Annotated in this window: 19 protein-coding genes; 7 read left to right on the top strand and 12 right to left on the bottom strand. The window is 69.7% G+C overall.

All coding sequences use genetic code 11. The features are described from left to right. Positions 1 to 849: IS3 family transposase (locus B0E53_RS03315; protein ID WP_107074594.1), on the top strand; the 849-nt coding region annotated here is incomplete at its 5' end. Positions 850 to 921: 72 nt separating this feature from the next. On the opposite strand, the gene B0E53_RS03320 is transcribed toward B0E53_RS03315, so the two are convergent. Beyond that, positions 922 to 1,887 carry a CU044_5270 family protein gene (locus B0E53_RS03320; protein ID WP_107074595.1) on the bottom strand — a complete coding sequence of 322 codons (966 nt, stop codon included), beginning with the start codon at positions 1,885 to 1,887 and terminating at the stop codon, positions 922 to 924. An 18-nt stretch (positions 1,888 to 1,905) separates the two neighbouring features. Then, entirely contained in the window at positions 1,906 to 2,475 is a 570-nt protein-coding gene (locus tag B0E53_RS03325) for a sigma-70 family RNA polymerase sigma factor (RefSeq protein ID WP_107074596.1), read from the bottom strand. A gap of 157 nt (positions 2,476 to 2,632) precedes the next feature. Between B0E53_RS03325 and B0E53_RS03330 the strand changes: the two genes are divergently transcribed. Next, positions 2,633 to 2,848, top strand: coding sequence for a hypothetical protein (locus tag B0E53_RS03330; protein ID WP_146167573.1), 216 nt, complete (start codon positions 2,633 to 2,635; stop codon positions 2,846 to 2,848). Positions 2,849 to 3,094: 246 nt separating this feature from the next. On the opposite strand, the gene B0E53_RS03335 is transcribed toward B0E53_RS03330, so the two are convergent. Next, positions 3,095 to 4,024 carry an oxidoreductase gene (locus B0E53_RS03335; protein ID WP_210405897.1) on the bottom strand — a complete coding sequence of 310 codons (930 nt, stop codon included), beginning with the start codon at positions 4,022 to 4,024 and terminating at the stop codon, positions 3,095 to 3,097. A gap of 125 nt (positions 4,025 to 4,149) precedes the next feature. Between B0E53_RS03335 and B0E53_RS03340 the strand changes: the two genes are divergently transcribed. After that, positions 4,150 to 4,779: a TetR/AcrR family transcriptional regulator gene (locus tag B0E53_RS03340; protein ID WP_210405898.1), complete on the top strand. Its 630-nt coding sequence runs from the start codon at positions 4,150 to 4,152 to the stop codon at positions 4,777 to 4,779. A 192-nt stretch (positions 4,780 to 4,971) separates the two neighbouring features. On the opposite strand, the gene B0E53_RS03345 is transcribed toward B0E53_RS03340, so the two are convergent. Then, positions 4,972 to 5,871: a helix-turn-helix transcriptional regulator gene (locus B0E53_RS03345; protein WP_107074599.1), complete on the bottom strand. Its 900-nt coding sequence runs from the start codon at positions 5,869 to 5,871 to the stop codon at positions 4,972 to 4,974. Between the two features lie 136 nt (positions 5,872 to 6,007). Between B0E53_RS03345 and B0E53_RS03350 the strand changes: the two genes are divergently transcribed. Both B0E53_RS03350 and B0E53_RS03355 read left to right on the top strand, forming a co-directional pair. Then, the gene (locus B0E53_RS03350; protein ID WP_107074600.1) at positions 6,008 to 7,294 is read left to right on the top strand and encodes an MFS transporter; all 1,287 of its coding nucleotides are present in this window, start codon (positions 6,008 to 6,010) and stop codon (positions 7,292 to 7,294) included. Positions 7,295 to 7,329: 35 nt separating this feature from the next. After that, the gene (locus B0E53_RS03355) at positions 7,330 to 8,373 is read left to right on the top strand and encodes a zinc-dependent alcohol dehydrogenase family protein (protein WP_107074601.1); all 1,044 of its coding nucleotides are present in this window, start codon (positions 7,330 to 7,332) and stop codon (positions 8,371 to 8,373) included. Between the two features lie 282 nt (positions 8,374 to 8,655). On the opposite strand, the gene B0E53_RS03360 is transcribed toward B0E53_RS03355, so the two are convergent. The 5 genes from B0E53_RS03360 to B0E53_RS03380 form a co-directional block, all read right to left on the bottom strand. After that, on the bottom strand, positions 8,656 to 9,108 hold the full coding sequence (locus tag B0E53_RS03360) for a hypothetical protein (protein WP_107074602.1): 453 nt from the start codon (positions 9,106 to 9,108) through the stop codon (positions 8,656 to 8,658). A gap of 2 nt (positions 9,109 to 9,110) precedes the next feature. Further along, positions 9,111 to 9,968 carry an ABC transporter permease gene (locus B0E53_RS03365; RefSeq protein WP_107074603.1) on the bottom strand — a complete coding sequence of 286 codons (858 nt, stop codon included), beginning with the start codon at positions 9,966 to 9,968 and terminating at the stop codon, positions 9,111 to 9,113. Then, positions 9,965 to 10,921, bottom strand: a complete 957-nt coding sequence (locus B0E53_RS03370) for an ATP-binding cassette domain-containing protein (RefSeq protein WP_107074604.1) — start codon at positions 10,919 to 10,921, stop codon at positions 9,965 to 9,967. Before B0E53_RS03370 ends, B0E53_RS03365 begins: the two co-directional genes overlap by 4 nt. A gap of 62 nt (positions 10,922 to 10,983) precedes the next feature. Beyond that, a complete protein-coding gene (locus tag B0E53_RS03375; RefSeq protein WP_210405899.1) occupies positions 10,984 to 11,586 on the bottom strand; it encodes a DedA family protein in 603 nt (200 codons plus the stop codon). A gap of 2 nt (positions 11,587 to 11,588) precedes the next feature. After that, entirely contained in the window at positions 11,589 to 12,197 is a 609-nt protein-coding gene (locus B0E53_RS03380; RefSeq protein WP_107074606.1) for a phosphatase PAP2 family protein, read from the bottom strand. Positions 12,198 to 12,319: 122 nt separating this feature from the next. Here B0E53_RS03380 and B0E53_RS03385 point away from each other — a divergent pair, with 122 nt between their 5' ends. Continuing rightward, positions 12,320 to 12,997 (top strand): response regulator transcription factor, encoded by a 678-nt coding sequence (locus tag B0E53_RS03385; protein ID WP_107074607.1) that lies wholly within the window; start codon positions 12,320 to 12,322, stop codon positions 12,995 to 12,997. A 22-nt stretch (positions 12,998 to 13,019) separates the two neighbouring features. Beyond that, a complete protein-coding gene (locus B0E53_RS40015) occupies positions 13,020 to 14,504 on the top strand; it encodes a HAMP domain-containing sensor histidine kinase (protein WP_107074608.1) in 1,485 nt (494 codons plus the stop codon). A gap of 130 nt (positions 14,505 to 14,634) precedes the next feature. Here B0E53_RS40015 and B0E53_RS03395 read toward each other — a convergent pair whose 3' ends face one another. The 3 genes from B0E53_RS03395 to B0E53_RS03405 form a co-directional block, all read right to left on the bottom strand. After that, positions 14,635 to 17,310 carry an alkaline phosphatase family protein gene (locus tag B0E53_RS03395; protein ID WP_246835201.1) on the bottom strand — a complete coding sequence of 892 codons (2,676 nt, stop codon included), beginning with the start codon at positions 17,308 to 17,310 and terminating at the stop codon, positions 14,635 to 14,637. Positions 17,311 to 17,395: 85 nt separating this feature from the next. Further along, positions 17,396 to 18,751, bottom strand: coding sequence for an ABC transporter permease (locus tag B0E53_RS03400; protein ID WP_107074610.1), 1,356 nt, complete (start codon positions 18,749 to 18,751; stop codon positions 17,396 to 17,398). Continuing rightward, complete coding sequence (locus B0E53_RS03405; RefSeq protein WP_107074611.1) at positions 18,748 to 19,689, bottom strand: ABC transporter ATP-binding protein; 942 nt, start codon at positions 19,687 to 19,689, stop codon at positions 18,748 to 18,750. Before B0E53_RS03405 ends, B0E53_RS03400 begins: the two co-directional genes overlap by 4 nt. Positions 19,690 to 19,845: the final 156 nt, after the last annotated feature.

A 19,845-nucleotide genomic window follows, 5' to 3' on the forward strand; every position in this document is an offset into this window, starting at 1 on the left:
ACGCCGGCACAGATCGCACTGTCGACCTACTACGCCGCCAAGACCCGCCCGGCCTCGGCCCGATCACGGCGTGACGAGGAGCTGACCGCGATGATCGAGCGGATCCACGCGGAGAACTACGGCGTCTACGGGGCCCGCAAGATCTGGCACGAGCTGCGCCGCCGTGGTGTGCGGGTGGCCCGGTGCACCGTCGAGCGGCTGATGCGTGAGTCCGGGCTGCGCGGGCTGCTACGCGACAAGTCACCCCGCACGACCCGGCCCGCAGCCGAGACCGGCCGCCCGGGTGACCTGGTCAAACGGGACTTCACCGCGGAACATCCGAACCAGCTGTGGGTCGCCGACCTGACCTACGTGCGCACCAGCGTGGGCTGGGTGTACGCCGCGTTCGTCCTCGACGTGTTCTCCCGCATGATCGTCGGCTGGCAGGTCGCCACCAGCCTCTACACGGATCTGGCTCTCGACGCGCTGAAGATGGCGATCTGGCGCCGCGAGAATCAGGGTGCTGACCTGCGTAAACTGGTCCACCACTCGGACAGGGGAGTCCAGTATCGAGCGATCCGCTACACCCAACGACTCGCCGAGGCCGGCGCCGTCGCCTCGGTCGGTTCCAAGGGCGACTCGTACGACAACGCGATGGCCGAGGCGTTCAACTCCCTGTACAAGGCCGAACTCGTCCGCAACACCGGCCCGTGGCGCGGCCTGGACGACGTGGAGATGGCCACCGTCGAGTACATCGACTGGTACAACAACCGACGCCTGCACGGCGAGCTCGGACACGTCCCGCCCGCCGAACACGAGGCACTACACGCGATGACCCACCCGGTCACCGCAACCCTGAAAACCAGCTAACCAACTCTCCATCAAACCCGGGGCTTGACATAGCGCGGGATCCGATCCCAGCTGGGGCGAGCCCGGCGCTGGTCAGGGCAGCTGGCCCGGCCGGTCGACGATGGCGACCCGGAGTAGCGCGGCAGCCGTGTACAACGACTCCTTGCCGTTGCGCACCACTGACCCGCGGGTGCCAAGGTAGACGTGGGTGTCTCGGTCGAAGATGAAGTCTTCGTTACCACCGATCACCCCGGGAATCCGAATCGCCACCCCGTGCCGGCCGGCGCTGTCCACCACGTCGCTTGATATGACGACGGCTCCGGGCTCCCGCGCCAGTAGTTCGAACAGCGTCGCCAGCGCTTGTGGCGGCACATAGCCATCGAGCATCGACCGCGCTGTGGTGTACGGCATGCTCTCGTCCCCGTAGACGGCCTGCTCATCGGCTCCCTCGGGAAGATGCAGGTCGACCGGGTGTTCCCTAAGGTATCGAAGCAGCTCGTCCGGATCGGTGGGCAGGTCGCCGTGGTACGCGGGCGATGGGAATTCGTCGAACTCCTTGCCGGGATTGGCCGGATCGCTCGGGCGGAGCACCTTCAATTCGCTCCAGCCGTTCGGATCGGTCGCTGGTCGGTGACGTGTCTGCGTGTGCGCGACTCCTCCGGCCGATTGCCAAATCTGCGTCCGTACCGTGGTGTACGGGCCGCTGTCCGGCCTCTCCCGCATCGTCGCCAGCAGTTCCGTGAACACGTACTGATCGGGTCGGGCGGTGAGCTGGGGCTGCTGCCGGGCGGCGTCGGCCGCCATCCGGAGGATCTCCGACGCGCTGGCCGTGGGCGGTGGCTGGTTGCCCACCCTCATCGTCTGGACCGCCAGAGCACCCACGGTCAGTGCGACTGCCAGCCCGAAGGCTCCGGCGAGGCGCCGACCCTGCAGGAACCGGTTACGGCGTGCGACCGGGCGGGCCGCCGAAACGATCTCGGCCCGCCGGACGACGTGTGCCGTCAAATCCCTGAGGAGCTGCTCTTCGAAACCGTGCGGCGACTGTTCGATCTTGTTCACAGCGTCATCTCCGTCTCATCAGGCGAGGGTGGCGGCCGGGTGGGCGAGCACGCCGCGGACGACGCGACGGGCACGATGCAGGCGGACCCGAGCGGCGACCGGGGACATCCCGAGCGCGGTCGCCGCCTCCGCGACTGTGAGGCCGTCCACGGCGACGAGTTCGACCAGTGTCCGAGTGCCCTCGGGTAGCTCGCTCAGCGCTCGATGGGTACGGCGCGCCGCCGACTCGGCGTCGATCCGCTCCTCGATGCGGGCGATGTCGTCGGCGCCCAGGTCCCGTCGTCCGGCCAGTCGGCCGGTCACCCGCAGCCGTCGGGCCGCCCGGCGCTGCTCGTCGCCGATGACGTTGCGGGCGACCCCGAACAGCCAGGCGATCTGGCTACCCCGGTCTGGCCGGTAGCCGGCCGCCGATTCGATCACCGCCAGGAACACGTCGGCGGTCAGGTCGGCGGCGAGGTGTGGGTCGTCGACCCGCCGCGCCACGAACCGGCCCACCGCCTCCACGTGCCGCCGGTAGAAGACCTCGAAGGCCACCGGATCGACTCCGATGCCGGAGATGTCACCCTCCGCTGGGCTGGGTTCATTCACAGGCCGTCCTCTCGCGTAGCCGTTACACCCCTTCTTCGTAAGGCGGAACGCGAGTGTTACCAAACCTGTCGCCGGTTGGTTGATGGCGGCGTGGGTGTTCCGGCGGGTACCGGAGGGCACTCCGACGCGGCGGGCCTTCACGGTGGTTGTAGCCGGCGTGGGACTGCTCGCCCTCTTCCCCGCTACTGCGCTGAGCGCCCTGGCGTTGGTCGCCAGCTACTTTGCTCCGTACCACCCGGCAGACCCGGCCTGGCTTGGGTACACGTTCATGCTCTTCCGGCCGCTGGCCTACCTCGGCGCGGCTGCCGTCGTCGGCGGGCTGATGATCACCGCGGTACCTGGCCCCAGACGTCGGCGGAGGTTGGCCGGCTGAACGAAGCTGCGGCCAGCCGCAGGCACACCCGCTCGCCAATGGAACGCACTCACATGCCACGATCCGCGTGCTACAGAGCGTCACGCTGAGCTGGCCCGGTTGTCGTCCGGACGTGCCGATGACAGTGCGTCCGGGCGGGGGCGCCTTGGGGAGGCTTCACGGGGAGAAGGCGACGAAGGAACCACGGACCGAGTTCATGCTCTGTCGACATTGCCGGGTGATACCGGGGTCGCGAGCGTGAAAAGGCTACGGCTGGCGTGTCGGTGTGGCGGATAGCTCGTAGGCGACCCCCGTGAGGAGTTCGGAGAGTTGCCACAGGCGATTGGCTGTGTCGGTGTCGTGGATGGCGCGCTCGCGGGTTCGGTGGGTCGGTTCACCGCGCAGTTGCAGCAGGCCGTCGGGGACGATGTAGCTGCCGCCGGGCAGGTCCGGCGTGGTTGCGGCGTACAGGGAGGTCTTCGCTCCTTCCGGGGTGGGCCGGAAGGCCACGCGCATGAGCAGGCGTGTGATGGTCGTGTAGAGCCGTCCTCTGCCGCTGTTGGCGCCGCCGGTGAGCACTTTGGTGCGGGTGAGTCCGGGCGCGACAGCCATGCTGCGCAGCTTCAGGCCGGCAGCGTCCGCTCGGCGCTGCAGTTCCATGGCGAAGTAGAGGTTGGCCCGCTTGGACTGTACGTAGGCGAAGGCCGTGCGGTAGGCGCGTTCGGCGTTGAGGTTGCCCAGGTCGAAACGAGCGAACCGCTGCCCTTCGCTGCTGACGGTGACCACCCGTGGATCGGGTGCGGCAAGCAAGTGCGGCAGCAGCAGGCCAGTCAGGGCGAAGGTTCCGAGGTGGTTGATGCCGAACTGCGACTCGAACCCGTCCGCGGTCCGGGAATAGGGAACCATCGCCACCCCGGCGTTGTTGATCAGCAGGTCGAGTCGACCGTGGTTCCACCCGGCCGCGAACGCTCGGATGGAGGAAAGGCAGCCCAGGTCTACTTGACGCAGTTCCAGGCGGGCGTCGGGCACCTCGCTCCGGATACGGGCAAGGGCGGCCCGGCCGCGTTCGGGGTCGCGGCAGGCGAGCACCACCTGTGCGCGACGGCGGGCCAGTTCGCGAGCGGTGACGTAGCCGATGCCGCTGTTGGCTCCGGTCACCATGGCGACGCGCCCGGACTGGTCGGGGATGGTACGCATCGTCCAAGTGGGAAGGTTCCGCATGTTGTGCCCACCTAACGGGAAACTGTCAGATCTATCGCAACCCTGAGTTGCGATAGACTTATCGTGTCACCCATGTCGGCTTATCGCAACTTGGAGTTGCAATGCAGTCTGCCCAGGCCGTCGCCCGACCGATCGGCCGTGGCGCCAAAGTGCGCGCCGCGGTTCATGCCGCCACGCTCGCCGAACTGCTTGACAAGGGCTACGCGGCGTTAACCGTCGAGAACGTCGCCCAGCGCGCCGGCGTGCACAAGACGACGGTGTACCGGCGCTGGACGGATCGTGAGAGCCTGCTCGTCGACGCCCTGGCGGAGCACCTGGCGACGGACATCCCCGTTCCCGACACCGGAGCGATCGAGACCGACCTGCGGGCGCTGGCGCGTTCGCTTGTCCAAACGTTCACCAGTCCGACCGGGCGGGCCATCCTCGCAGCCATGTTCACCGGGGCGGCCCATCTCCCGCAGATCGCCGCCGCAAGGCGTCACGTGTTCGACGATCGGCTCACGAGAGCTGAACCGGTAATAGCCCGCGCCATCGAGCGCGGCGAAGTGCCCCGGGACACCGACGTGGCCGAACTGCTCAAGACCCTTGCTGCGCCGATCTACCTGCGCCTGCTCATCACCGCCGAGCCAGTCGACGAGGCGACCGCTGACCAGGCGGTGCGGATCACGCTGGCCGCCGCGCGCGCCAGAGCACTGCGGCCGGTATACGCCAGCAAGCCGACTGCCGAGTAAGAGTTCTCGGAAACCGCCGGTCCAGCCTGAGGTGCGACCTGGAACGCGCCCGCTCACCGACGCGACGCCAGCATCGTCGCGTTTTTCTCCGGCGCCGTACCCGGGGGACATGCCGAGCACGCAAACGCGGTCCGCATGCGGCCAGCGGATGCAGCTTTCTCCATGGGTACTTGTAGTCGGTGTTCTCTGCGGTCAGTCAGAGCGTTGGGCGGCTTCTGCGATGGTGGTCGCGGACCAGGTGGCGAGGATTTTCAGCCGCTCTTCGTGGATGGTCCCAGGTTCGGCTGTGTACACGGTCAGTTCGTGGACGGCGCGCGATGGTGTCGGCAGTGCGAGGGGCTGGTAGGTCAGTTCGAGTGCGCCGACGACAGGGTGCTGCAGACGTTTGACCCCTTCGTGCCGGATGCGGATGTCGTGTGATGCCCACATCGTCCGGAACTCGGCGCTGAGGGTGGAGAGTTCGCCGACGAGTTCACGCAGCAGCCGGTCCTCGGGGTGTCGACCGGCCTCGGCGCGCAGCAGGGCGACGGTCGCGGCGGCGCCGGCTTCCCAGTCTGCGAAAAAGTCTTGTGATGCCGGGTCGAGGAAGTGGTAGCGGGCGAAGTTCGCTCCGCCGTTGGCCGTGGTGGTGTCGCTGTTGAACATGGGTTCGTGCAGTGCGCGGGCAAGCGCGTTGCTGGCGACCACGTCGAGGCGTCCGTTGCGCAGGAATGCTGCCGACATCGTGATGGAATCGATCAGCCACTGCAGGTGGGGTTCGACCTTCGCCTCGGTGCGTCGGGGATTTCGGCGGGCTTTCGGCCGGGCCGCGTGGGCGAGGTCGAACAGGTAGGTGCGTTCTTCGTCGTCGAGCTGCAGGGCTCGGGCGACGGCGTCGAGGACGTCTTCGGAGATTCCGCTGATGTGGCCCTTCTCCAGTCTTGTGTACCACTCGGTGCTGACGCCGGCGAGGACGGCGACCTCTTCCCGGCGCAGGCCGGGCACACGGCGCCGGCCACCGGCGGGCAGCCCTGCCCGCTCGGGGCTGATCTTGGCGCGGCGGCTGATCAGGAAGTCACGAATAGTGGTGCGGTTGTCGGCCGAGTCGGGCATGTTCCCACGGTAGGCCGGGCTAAGCCTGTCTGAGGGGGGAGAGGTTGTACCCCCTATAAACGCCACCTTTTTCATGCCCCGATGCGGCGGTCAAATGGATGCGAAGACGCTTCCGTAGCTGCACAGGAGTGCATATATGCAGGGCGAAACAACTCCCCTGAACGGCGATTCCCGGGCCGGCGCGAGCGCGGCCCGTTCCGCTGCGCTGCCCTTGTTGATCTACGTTCTCGCGCTGGGGGCGTTCCTGATGGGCACGACCGAGTTCATCGTGGCAGGTGTATTGCCGGATATCGCCGGTGACCTGCAGGTCAGTGTCGCCCATGCGGGTCTGCTGATCACGGTCTTCGCGATCGGGATGATCGTCGGTGCGCCGCTGATGGCGATGCTCACGCTACGGTTGCCGCAGCGCGTGGCCCTGATCCTCGCGCTAGCGGTGTTCGCGGTGGGCCACGTCGTTGTGGCAGTTGGTGACAGCTTTGCGGTCCTGCTGCTGGCGCGGTTGATCACCGCGTTCGCCGCCGGCGCGTTCTGGGCGCTGGCCGCGGTGGTCGCGACCCGCGTCGCCGGGCCGGCACGTGGAGCGCGGGCCATGGGTCTGGTGAACGCCGGTGGCATGCTCGCCACGGCGCTGGGTGTTCCGCTCGGCGCGTTCGCCGGGCAGCTCATCGGGTGGCGTGGAACCTTCTGGGCGCTCGCGGTGCTGGCGCTGGCTGCTACCGCCCTGATCTCCCGTCACGTCCCGCATGAGGAGGGACACACACGGTCGGTGTCGGTGCGTGCCGAAGTGGCCGGGCTGCGGTCCGGCCGGTTGTGGCTGGCCCTGGCCGGCTGCGCGGCGACCACCGGCGGCGTCCTGGCCGCCTACTCGTACATCTCGCCGCTGCTCACCGACCAGGCCGGTGTTCCGGCGAGGCTGGTGCCGCTGGCGCTGGTCGGGTTCGGCGTCGGTGCCCTGGTGGGCTCCCTGGTCGCTGGCCGTCTCGGCGACGCTCACCCGCACGTGGTCACGCTTGTGGCGCCCGTCGCCACCGCGATCCTGCTTGGGGTGATCTGCCTGGCATCGGGTATGCCGTGGCTGACCGCGGCTGTGGTCGTGCTGCTCGGGTTCTTCGGGCTGGGAGCGAACCCGGTACTGATCGCCCTCGCCGTGCGTTTCGCCGGTCGGGCGCCCACGCTCGGATCCGCGCTGACCGTGTCGGCGTTCAACGCCGGTACCGCCGTCGGCTCCTGGATCGCCGGTCTGGCGCTGACCTCCACGCTCGGGGCCGCCGGCCCCGCCGCCGTCGGCCTGGTCATCGTCGTCCTGGCGGTGGTTCCCGCGGTGGCGTTGGCGCACATCGCGCGCCGCCGCGCCGCGCGTTCGCCCGAATCGGGCGACGCAACGACGACCAACCCACTGGCCGGGGCCGGCGCCACCATCTGACAACCCCCACAAGAAATCGAAGGAAAAGGAAGATCATGCGCGCAACCCTCATGTACGGTCCCGGCGACGTCCGCGTCGAGAACGTCCCGGACTCCACGATCAAGCTGCCCACCGACGCGCTGGTGCGGATCACCGCGTCCTGCATCTGCGGCAGCGACCTGTGGCCGTACCAATCAATGTCCCACGAGAACGGCCCGGCCCGGGTGGGTCACGAACTGATCGGCATCGTCGAGGACACCGGCTCGGAGGTGACCACCCTCAAGCGCGGTGACCTGGTCGTCGCCCCGTTCGCGATCTCCGACGGCACCTGCCAGTTCTGCCGCGAGAACCTGCAGACCTCCTGCTCCCACCCCGAGGCCAACTTCTGGGACGGCATCCCGGACGAGGGCGGGCAGGCCGAAGCGATCCGCGTCCCCCTCGCCGATGGCACCCTCGTCAAGCTGCCCGTCGCCGCGGACTCCGCACTCATCCCGTCCCTGCTCACCCTCGCCGACGTTCTCGGCACCGGCTACCACGCCGCTCTCAAGGGCGGCGTGCGCAAGGGCAGCACCGTCACCGTCATCGGCGACGGCGCCGTCGGGCTCCTGGCCGTGCTGTCGGCCAAGCGCCTCGGGGCCGAGCAGATCATCCTCATGGGCCGCCACCAGGCCCGCACCGACCTGGGCATCGAGTTCGGCGCCACCGACGTGGTCACCGAACGCGGCGACGAGGGCATCGCCAAGGTCCGGGAACTGACCGGCGGCCACGGCACCCACGCGGTCCTCGAAGCCGTCGGCCACATGTCCGCCTACGAGCAGGCCGTCGGCGTCGTCCGCCCCGGCGGCGTGATCAGCCGGGTCGGCGTTCCCCAGTACGAGAACGCCCCCATCGGTTTCGGCAGCCTCTTCCGCCACAACATCATCCTCGCTGGCGGCCCCGCACCCGTGCGCGCATACATCGAGGAACTGATGCCCGACATCCTCGACGGCACCATCGAGCCCGGCAAGGTCTTCGATGCCACCACCGACCTCAACGGCGTGCCAGCCGGCTACCAGGACATGGACGACCGCAAGAGGCTCAAGGTCCTCATCAAGCCCTGACGCCGTGTGCGGCCCCGCCTTCGCTGCCGGCGCAACGACACGAGGGCGGGGCCTTCGTCGTTGCGGCAGCGCGCACAAGACACCCTGCTCGAAGGCGTCGCCGACAGAGGCCGCACGGGCGGGAGGTTCACGCAGGGGTGTGGGCCGGAAGGAGTGTTCGGCTCGCTTGTCCCACTCAGTCGGATCGGGAGGCAGCCGCCCTCTATCGGCCGCAGCGTCAGCGCATCCCGGCGGCCCGCTTGGCCTTCGAGCGGAAGGTTGTAGGCCAAGCGGGCCGTGGGTTCAGTTGTCGGGGTCGAAGGCGCCGTCCCATTCGAAGGCGGGGTTGGGTACGTCCTGGCCGTGGCTGTCGGTCAGGGTGGCCTGGCCGATGAGTTTCGAGGGTCCGCCGGCAATGTAGGTGGCATCAGCCCGGACCTGCACCTCGAACTTGCCGTCCTGTGGTTGCCCGTGGTCGTCGGTGAAGTGGATCATGCAGATCCAGTCGGGGCCGGGGCCCACATCGGCGACCTTGGGGCCGCCCCGGTCGCAGGCGGTGGAAGCGCCGATGCTCTGCACGGTGATGCCGTGTTCGCCGAGCAGGTCGGCCCGCTGGACGTAGAGGTTGGCGAAGGCGGGCCCGATGGCCCGTTCGAGGCGCGCCCGGGTGACGTCGGGCTGGCCGCATCCGGCCAATGCCCCTGAGGCGGCGACAGCGAGGACGACGGCCACCGGGATGGTGCGGGTGCGGGTCATGGTCAGCCTCCGGTGATGTCGCGGCGACGCAGGTTCAGGTAGGCGAGTGTCAGGCAAACGATGAGCCAGCCGGCGCTCACGATCACACCAGTGGTGATCGGTGCGTGGAACGGATGTGCGACGAGCAGGCCGTGCCAGGTTTCGAACGGCGTGGTGAGCAGCAGCGGGCGGCCCTTGTTCAGCCCGCCGAGGCTGCTGAGCAGTTGCATGATCATCCCGAGCACGACGGGCGTCGCGACGCCGATGGTGGGGTTGCGGGTGACGACGGACAACAGGATCGCCAGGGCGGTGAACCCGAGGACCGGTGCGACGGCGGTGGCCCAGCTCGCGATGACCAGCGGTAGGGCGTGGGCGGCGGGGATGAGTTGGCCGCTGAGCCCGGGCAGGGGTTGGGTGCCGACGACGAGCAGGCTGGTGGTGATGGTGCTGGCGGCGAGCAGGACCAGGACGAGGAGGTTGAAGCCGACAGCGGTGAGCGTCTTGGCCCAGAAGACCTGGGTGCGGCTGACCGAGCGGGTGAGGATGGTCTTCCACGTGCCCTGCTGGTCCTCGCTGGCGAAGATGTCGCCGGCGACGAGTGCGGCGAGCAGCGGTAGCACCCATTGGTGGGCGAAGGCGAGCACGAACAGCGGTACGGCGTAGCCGCTGGTGTGGATGTGCCGGCCGTAGATGGTGTCCTTGGGCGGCAGTTGCGTGTTGAAGATCAGCACGATCGCGACCGGGACGACGATTGCACCGATGAGCAGGGCGCGGCTGCGCACCTGGGCGGCGAGTTTGGCCGCTTCCCAGCGCAGCACCGCGGCGGTGCCGGGCCGGCGGCGTGTGGCCGGGATGACGGCGGGTACGGCGGTGGCGTTCATCGGCGGGCTCCGGTGGCGGCGTCGAAGCCGGCGGGTGGGCCGGCGGGGGCGGATTCGGTGAGCATGAAGAACAGCGCCTCCAGTGGCGTCTCGTCGCGGTTGAGGCCGCGCAGCGCGATGCTGGCGTCGACGATGTCGGCGATCAGGGCGTCGACATCCTTCTGCGGGCCGCGGACGTCCAGTCCGTCGTCGGTCGTGGTGACCTCGAGCCCGCGGGTACGGGCGAGGTCTGCGGCCTGGTCGTCATCCGTGGTGGTGATTCGGTGCGCCTGCTCGGGCGCCAGCTTTCGCAGGGCCGCAATCGAGCCGTGGTGCACCACCGCGCCGGACTTCATGATGGTCACGTTGTCGCAGATCTGCTCGACCTCGCCCATGTCATGGCTGGAGAGCAGGACTGTGAGGCCGGTGTCGGCGAGACGCCGGACCAGGGCACGCATGTCGCGGATGCCGGCCGGATCGAGGCCGTTTGCCGGCTCGTCCAACACCAGCAGTCGCGGATCGCGCAGCAGCGCGGAGGCCACTCCGAGGCGCTGTCGCATGCCGAATGAATAGCCGCGGACCTTGTCCTGCTGCCGGGCGGTCAGCCCGACGACGTCCAGCACCTCGTCGATGCGGCCGGCCGCGCCGCCACCGTCGAGGCCGGCGAGCAGACGCAGGTTCCGCCGACCGGACAGGGCCGGGTAGAACTTCGGGCTCTCGATGAATCCGGCGACCCCGGACAGGGAGCTGACGCCGTGGCGCTGCCAGGAGCGCCCGAACACCTCCAACGTGCCGCTGTCCGGACGGATCAACCCGAACAACATCCGCAGGAAGGTCGTCTTGCCGGCCCCGTTGGGGCCCAGGATGCCGTACACCTCGCCCTGCGCGACCTGCACCGTGATGTCATCGACAGCGGTCAGCGACCCGTAGGTCTTGGTGAGATGGGCGGCGTTGACCGCCAGCACATCGCTCATGGCCCGGACGCTAAAGATCGCACATGAAGCCAGCATGAAACCGGCCGGCGGGTCGGCGGCGGTTATCGGGGGCAGGCCAGTCGACGGGTCAGTCGCCATCCGGCGTAGGCAAGGACGGCGAGGGCCACGGAGGCGAGGACGTACCACTGAAAGCGGTGCAGATCCGCCACGACAGCGCGGATGTGGTCCCCGGCGAGGTAGCCGGCGGTCGCCCACACGCCGACCCAGGCGGCGGCGCCGAGGGCGTTGTAGACGACGAAGCGCCGCCACGGCATGCCGGTCGCGCCGGCGATGAGCCCGTTGAACTGCCGCAGACCCTCGACGAAACGGGCGACCGCCACCAGTTTCGGCCCGTGCCGGCTCATCACCGCCTCCAACCGGGCGAACCGCTCCGGTGTCAGGCGCACGTAGCGGCCGTGACGCAGGATGAGCCGCCGCCCGCCGGTGCGGCCGATCAGGTAGCCGATGCTGTCCCCGATCACCGCGGCCAGGAACGCCGTCACCGCGACCCCGACGATGGCGAGTTGCCCGTGCGCGGCGTAGCCGGCGCCGAGGATGATCGCCGTCTCGCCGGGCGCGGGAACGCCGAAGCTCTCCACCCCCACCAGCAGGGCGAGGCCCAGGTAGCCGTAGTGCGCCACCAGGCCGGTAAGGAAGTTGACCACGCTCACCGGCCTGCCACGGCCGCCTCATCGGCGGCTGCCCCGCCGCCCGCCCGCCACAGGGACCGCAGTCGGGTACCGTCCGACCAGTTCAGACCGGCGGCGATCGGCCGGCGGGCGACCAGGTAGCCCAGCAGCGTCACCGCGGCGCCGACCGCGAAGCCCGCCAGCACGTCGGCCGGATAGTGCGCCCCGATGTAGATCCGGGCGAAACCCATCACCGCGGCGGCGGCCACCGCCAGCAGGCCGAGCCGCCAGCTGACCAGCAGCAGGCCGGCCGCGACGGCGCCGGCCATGGTGGCGTGGTCCGACGGGAACGACGGGTCCGGACTGCGGTCGGCCAGCACCAGGATGCCGGACAGCGTCGTGTACGGGCGTGGCTCGTGCACGGCGGACACGATCGGCTGGTTCCCCGCCACCGCGAGCAGCATGCCCACCGGCGCCCACACCGCCGCCGGCATCCGGTCACCCGCGCGGCGGGCGATCCACCAGCCGGCCAGCAGAAGTACGGCGAACAGCACCACGCCGTACTTCGCATAACCCGCCATCGGGGCGTGCAGCCAGGGCGTCGCCCGGGCCAGATCGTTGATCTCCAAGAAGAGCCGGCTGTTCATCCTGTCCCTCCGCCGTGCGGATCGAGGCGCCGACAGTAGGCAGCCGGACATGAAGGCCAGATGAAGATCGTCGGCGGTGTGCTGCACTGGTGCGAGGGCGACGACGAGAGGAGGCGAGGGGCGTGCGGGTCCTGGTCGTGGAGGACGAGCGGCGGCTGGCCGGCATGCTCGCCCAGGGACTACGCGAAGCCGGACACACCGTCGACATCCGGTACACCGGCCCCGACGGGCTGCTCGCCGCCGCCACCGGCCCGTACGACGCGATCGTGCTCGACGTCATGCTGCCCGGCCTCGACGGCTCACAGGTCTGCCGAACCCTGCGGCAGCAGGGCAACCAGGTGCCCGTGCTGATGCTCACCGCCCGCGGCGAAATTCCCGACCGGGTCGCTGGCCTCGACTCCGGCGCCGACGACTACCTGACCAAGCCGTTCTCCTTCGACGAACTTCTCGCCCGGCTCCGCGCCCTGCACCGCCGCTCCGCCGCGCCACCCACCGCCGAGGTCCGCGCCGGCGACCTGATGGTCGACCCCGCCCGCAGGCGGGTGTTCCGCGGCGAGACGGAGATCGACCTGTCCGCGCGGGAGTTCGACATCCTCGCCCTGCTGCTGACCCGCGCGGGGGAGTGCCTGACCCGCTACCAGATCCTCGACGAGGTGTGGGACGGCGAGACCGACATCCGCTCCAACGTCATCGACGTCCACGTCGCCACCCTCCGCGCCAAGGTCGACAAACCGTTCGGCCGGCACGCCATCGAGACCCTGCGCGGCGTCGGCTACCGGCTCCGCCCCGACGGCGGCTGACATGTTCCGAGGTCGCCGATGGGTGGCGCGGTGGGGCCGGCAGCCGCTGCGCGTCCGGTTGGTTGCCGGCTTCGCCGCCGCGATGCTGGTGGTCCTCACCGGCGCGGGCGCGTTCGTCTACCTGCGCGTGCGGTACGCCCTCGACCTGCGCCTCGACCAGGACCTCGCCGCCCAGTCCGCGCAACTTACCGACGCCGCCCGCACCGGCACACCGCTGCCCACGGCCGCCCGCACGGTGCCGGGGGAGTACTGGCAACTCCTCGACGCCGGCAACCATGTCCTCGCTGCCAGCCCCGGCCTGCCCGCCGATTCCCTGCTCACCCCCGAACAGCTCAACCGGGCCCTGCGCCGGCCGGTACGGGCCGACCGGGGCACCCTGCTGCCGATCAGCCCTCGCCCGCTGCGCCTGTACGCCGTCCCCGTCCAGCCCGGCGCCGCGCCGGCGGCGGGGCAGCCCGCGGTCACCGTCGCCGCGGTCCGCCGCGACCAGCGCGACGAGGCCCTGCGCGAACTCATCGGGCAACTCGCCCTGGCCAACCTCGCCGCCCTCGCCATCGCATCCCTGGTCGGCTACCGACTGGCCCGTGCCGCCCTCGCCCCCGTCGAGCGCTACCGCAGCGAAGCCGCCCGCATCGCCACCGGCGCCACCGGCGTACGCCTCGCCGTCCCCGCCACCGACGACGAGATCGCCCGCCTCGGCCGCACCCTCAACGACATGCTCACCGCCCAGGACGCCGCGCTGGATCGGGAACGACAGTTCATCAGCGACGCCAGCCACGAACTGCGCACTCCGCTGACCCTGCTCGCCACCGAACTCGAACTCGCCCTCCGCCGCCCCCGCACCACCGCCGAGCTGGAACAGACCATCCGTAACGCCGCCGCCGACACGGCCGACCTCATCGCCCTCGCCGACGCCCTGCTCACCGTCGGCACCCAACCCGTCCAGGGCGACACCGCACCCACCGTCGACCTCCCCGCCCTGGTCACCGACCTGGTCCACCATTACCGAGCCACCACCGGCGCCGATTCCGACACGCTGCGTTGCCAGGCCGGACCGGGCCTGACCGTACGAGGGGACGCCTCCCGCCTCGGACGAGCCGTGACCAACCTGATCGACAACGCCCTCCGCTATGGCGCACCCCCGATCACCGTCGCCGTCGGTCACGTCGACGCCCTGGTGCGGATCACCGTCCACGACACCGGGCCCGGCATGAGTGCGGCGTTCCTGCCTCACGCCGTGGAACGGTTTCGCCGCGCCGACACTGCCCGCACCTCGCCCGGCACCGGCCTTGGCCTGTCCATCGTCGATGCCACCGTCCGCGCCCACCACGGCGAACTCCGCATCTGCTCGGCCGGCGCCCACCACCGCGTCAACCCCCTGTTCGACGTGCCGTGCGAACACAGTCCGCAAGGAACGACGCTGACCATGCTGCTGCCGAGCGAGCAGGTGGACGAACCTGGCGAGTCCACCGCGGGAGCGAACCTCGCACCCTGGCCGGACCAATGACGACACGGCGATGCGCGGACCACCCGCCTCCATGGTCAGCACGGAAGGAAGGCACGCCGTTCGTGCGGCCGAACAGGGCCCTTGGCCGGCGATGACGCCGGCCAAGGGCCCCTTTCGCAATCGGCCTACGTCAGTCGTCGGACTCCGCGGGCGGAAGGTAGGCACCGGGGACGTTCTCCGGAGCGAAGATCTTGTCCTCGCCGGGGTACGGCTTCTTCCAGTCGTGCGCCTGGTACCAGGTGAAGTGGTTCATCTGCGCGGGATTCGCGTAGTCGGCCTTGGCGTCCGGCCCGGTCAGCCGCTGGTGCGACTTCCACTCGTCCCACTTCGCCGCCAGCTGCTGCTTGTCCGCCGGCACCCTCGCCGTCGGTGCGGCCGCGGCGAGGGGGTTCTGCGGCGCCGGGGTGTCCAGGCCGCAGGCGGGTGGGGTGGCCAGCCCCGCGGTCAGCGAGGTCCGGTTGGGCACCGCGGTGAACGGCGTGAGGTCCGGCTTGTTGCTGAACGCCTGACGCATCGGGCTGGCCGCGCTGTCCTTCTGGTTCATCGGCTTGACCCCGAGGATCTGCTCGATGGTCCGGATCATCGTGATCTGGGTGTAGTAGTGGCTGTCCACCACGCCGTGCCGGGCCCAGGGGCTGATGATCTGGATCGGGGCGCGGTGGCCGTCGACGTGGTCGAGGCCGGCCTGGGAGTCGTCCTCGACCACGAAGATCGCCGACTCCTTCCAGTACGGGCTGTGCGAGATCTTGTCGACGATCTTGCCGACGGCGAGGTCGTTGTCCGCGACCTGAGCGGCCGCGTTCGGCGGGCCACCGGTGTGGTCGCTGGAGAGCCAGAACATGTTCAGGTTCGCCGGCCCGTTCTTCTCGAAGTCACGCTTCCAGATCTCGTACCGGTAGATGTCCGGCACACCAAGGTCGTACTTCGGGAAGCCGGACACCGACACGCTGTTCAGCGACGGGATCGGTGAGGACGAGACCATGCGGTAGGCGGTGTCCTGCCCGGTCGCCGCCATGTTCTTGGTGTCGCAGTACAGGTTCTGCCAGCTGGAGCCCGGTGGCTTGCTCAGGAACTGGTGGAACTCGCCGAAGTTCCGGACGGTCTTGCCCGCCGCCTGCGCACCGGTCCAGATGAAGCCGGTGGTCTGGTGGCCGAGAGCGTCGTCCTCGGTGTCGTAGCTGCGGATGTACTCACCGGCCGTCGACTCGGTGTACTCCGGGTTGTCGGCCTGCATCAGCCAGTTGTGACCCTCGGCCGAGTTCGTGCCGATGTCGTAGGTGTTGTCGTACAGGCCGAACTGCCGAGCCAACGCGTGCTGGTTCGGTGTCACGTTCTCACCGAACTGCGCCAGCGCCGGGTCGCCGTTGCCCTCTGGAATGTCACCGAAGACCTGGTCGTAGGTCCGGTTCTCCTTGACGATCAGGAAGACGTGCTTGATCGTCGAGGGGTCACCGAGCTTCAGCGGGACCGGCACCGGCTTCGCGTCGCCCTTGCCCTCGGTCAGAGTGACCGAGCCGCCGTGCCAGCCGTTCTGGCTGAACACCTTGCCGGTCGCGGACTTGATGACGTCATCGTCGGGCAAGGTGAACCGCTGCAGGCTCGACGTCGTGTCGTGGGTGCCGTGCCCGGCCGGGTTGTTGGGGCGGCGGGCATCGATACCACGGGTGTTGGAGACCAGCACGTCGTCGCCGACGGTGGTGATCTCCGCGGGGAAGTAGTCCGTCGGGAGCAGGCCGACGTAGCTGACCGGCTCCAGCGCGGTCGTGTACCGGTACACGGCGACCGCGTTGGCGCGGCCGAGCGTCACCAGCAGGTGGCCGTCGTCGGTGAGCGTCACGGCGTCGGGCTCGTAGCCCACCGTCGCTTCCGGCCACGGCTGGGTGGCGATTGTCTGCACCACCTTGTTGCTCGTCGTGTCGATGACCGACACGTCGTTGGTGGCGGTGTTGGTGACGAACAGCGCCCCGTTCTTGGCGTACAGGGCGGTCGGGTGCAGGCCGACGTCGATGCTGGAGGGAGCGGCGGCAGGGTTCGCCAGGTCGATCACGCTGACCGTGCCGGTGGTGGTGGCGGCGGTCACCTGGTCGGCCAGCACGGGCGTGTTGTACGAGTTGATCGTGGGCTCACCGGGCTTGGCGGGACGGCCGCCCTCGTTGCTGACGTACAGCTTGCTGCCCACCATGATCATGTCGCGCGGGGCGTTGCCCACGGCCCAGCTCTGCTGGACGACCCCGGTGGCCGCGTTGATGGCGACCACTCGGTTCTGGCCGTTGACGGCGGAGTACACGGTGGAGCCGTCGGGCGAGAACACCGCCTCGCTTGCCAGCGCGCGCTTGGGCCCGTCCTGCGGGATCCGGATGAACGCCGGGTTGGCGAGGGTGCCGTCCGGGTTCACGGTGAACGTACGGTAGCCGTCGGCCTGGCCCAGCCAGAGCCGTGAGCCGTCGGGGGAGTACGTGGGGCCTTCCTGGCCCACGTCGTTGCCGCTGATGCGCAGGTTGGCCGCCGCGTTGTTGCCGATGAGCTGCTGCACCCTGTAGTTCTTCAGGTCCACGATGGCCAGCGCCATGCCACCGTCGGTGATCGAGGCCGCCAGGTGCGTGCCGTCCGGGCTGACCGAGGACGACATGATCTTGCCGTTGTTGACGACGAGGCGCTCGCCGATCGGGTTGATGTACTGGTCGTCGGACACGACCAGGCCCTTGTCGGTCAGCTGGCCGACCTGGTCGGTGCCGAACTGGTGCGTCTGGGCGAAACCGATGCCGGTGCCGGTGGCGACGATGACAGCCGTGGTGCCTGCTGTCACGAGGGGTAGCCGGCGGCCGATGCGTCGACGGAGAAGGCCGGAGCCGTTCTCGACACGCCGACGGCGGCGTGTTACCTGCATGAAGTCATCCCTTCGTGGTGTGGAGCGGTTCGACGTTGCCGTCGAACTGCCAGAGCGGGTTCGGTGCGTCCCCGGTCGGGGTGCGCACCAGGAAGTAGCCGTTCACTTCCTTCGGTCCGTCGCCGTCGGCCACGAACCGCCCGTCGGGGGTGACGTCGAGCTGGTAGATGGCCGATCCCGCGGCCTCGACGTCGGGGAGATGCCAGGAGACGACGCAACGCCAGTCGTTGCCCGGCCCAACGGCCGCGAGCCTGCCGCCGCCCTTGTTGCACGTCGCCGTGGCTCTGAGCTGCGCTTCGGTGACGTCGGGACGGTGGAGCTGCTCGGTCTGCAGGCGGTACAGGTGGGCGAACGCCGTGGCGACCGAGCGCTGCACCTTGTCCTGCTCGATCCCGGAGCCCGCGGCCGGCGTCGCCACGGCGACGACACCGACCGTCACGGCGAGCAACCCGACCAGCGGCAGAGCGCCGACGGCGACTGCACGGCGCCCGGAGCCGTCGTAGGTCAGGTTGGTGAAGTCGCGCCGCAGGAACAGCCGGTACGCCAGCGCCGTCGCCGTCACCGCCCACAGCAGGCTGACCACGATGCCGATCAGGAGTGGGCCGAGCTGAGCCGGGCCGGTGAACAGACCGTTCCAGGAGATGAAGGCGTAGCCGGGCAGCGCGAGACGCACCGCTACGGGCAGCGGCAGCATCTGGGCGAGCTGCATGGCGAGCGCCACGAGCGCGGGCAGAAGCAGTCCCATCGGGGACCGCCCCAGGGCGACCGACCCGAGGAGTCCGATCGCGGCCAGCGCCAGGGTCGGAGCGAGGACGCAGACCCAGGCGAGCAGGACCTGCCCGGCGGCATCGCCGGGCGTCAGCAGGTGGCCGTCGAGGCCGACCAGCGGCTGGTTGCCGATCGCCACGAGCCCGCCAGCCGCGCTGGATCCGGCCAGCCCGGCCACCAGCAGCAGGATGACGGTGAGGCTGGACAACGCCTTCGCGGCGAAGATCCGTCGCGGCGACCGGACCGCCACGAGCAGGTGGCGCCAGGTGCCGAGCCGGTCCTCCGCGGCGAACACGTCGCCGGCGACCAGCGAGGTCAGCAGCGGAAGCGCCCAGGTGCCCGCGAAGCCGAGCGTCACCAGCGGTCCGGCCCACCCGGTGGCGTGCATCCAACGACCAAAGAGGGTATCGACGGGCAGCGAGCTCTGCTGGCTCACCGCGGCGACGAACAGCGCCGGCGCGATCCAGCAGGCGAGGACCAGCAGGCGGATCCGCCATTGCGAGACCAGCTTGACCAGCTCGAAGCGGTAGCCGCGCGCCACGGAGACGCGGCGGGCACCTGCGACGCGGGCGTCGGCGACGGTCGCGGTCATCGGCTGGCCTCCTGCTGTTCGGTGAGGGCGAGAAAGGCGGCCTCCAGCGGCGACACCACGGGCGCGAGTTCGCGCACCGCGATGCCCGCGTGTACGAGCCGCACCACCAGGTCGTCCAGGGCAGGCACCCGCGCGTGCACGACGAGCACCTCGGCGTCGGGCCGTGGTCCGTCCCCGTCGACGACGCGGATGCCCGCCGTGTCGACAGCCAGCCGGCGGGCCGCCTGCGGGTCGGAGGTGAGCAGCCGGTAGTCGAGTTCGCGGTTCTCGGCGGCCAGTTTGCTCAGCGGCCCGGAGAAGACGACCCGTCCGGTGGCGAGGATGGTGACCTCGGAGCAGAGCGCCTCGAGGTCGTCCATCCGGTGGCTCGAGAGCACCACGCTGGTTCCTTCGGCGGCGAGCCGGGTGAGGACGCCGTGTACGTGCTTCTTTCCGGCCGGGTCGAGGCCGTTGGCAGGTTCGTCGAGCACGAGCAGCCGGGGCTTGGTGAGCAGGGCGGCCGCGAGCCCGAGCCGCTGACGCATGCCGAGGGAGAAACCGCAGGCCCGGTCGTCGGCGACATCGGTGAGCCCGACCTGCTCGAGCAGGTCGTCGATCCCCGCCGCGCGCACGTCATGGCCGCGGAGAGCGGCCAGCGCGGCGAGGTTCTGCCGGGCGGTGAGCGAGGGATAGAGGCCCGGCCCGTCCACGAAGCCGGCGACACCCTCGGGGGCGGCGAGCGCCCGCCCGACCGGCGTACCCAGGATCTCGAGGCGGCCGCCGTCGGCGACGGCCAGGCCCAGCAGGAGGCCGAGCAACGTCGTCTTGCCGGCGCCGTTCGGCCCGACCAGGCCATGGATCTGTCCCTGCGCCACATCGAGATCGATGCCGTCCAGTGCGACGACATCGCCGTAACACTTGGTGATACTGCGAGCCCGGATGCCGAGGAGTCCGTCCATGAGCCCCTTCTTTCGTAGCCCCAAGCAACCTAGGGAGGGGACCCGACGCAGGCAGGGACAGTCTTTGAACGTTCGGGGAACGGGAGACGGCTGGCAACCGCGATGTCGAACCTCCGTCCTAAGAGCTCGCCGAGCTGATAGGCGCTACGTGCGGCA

The organism is Micromonospora sp. MH33 (assembly GCF_003013775.1).
Classification (GTDB): Bacteria; Actinomycetota; Actinomycetes; order Mycobacteriales; family Micromonosporaceae; genus Micromonospora; species Micromonospora fulviviridis.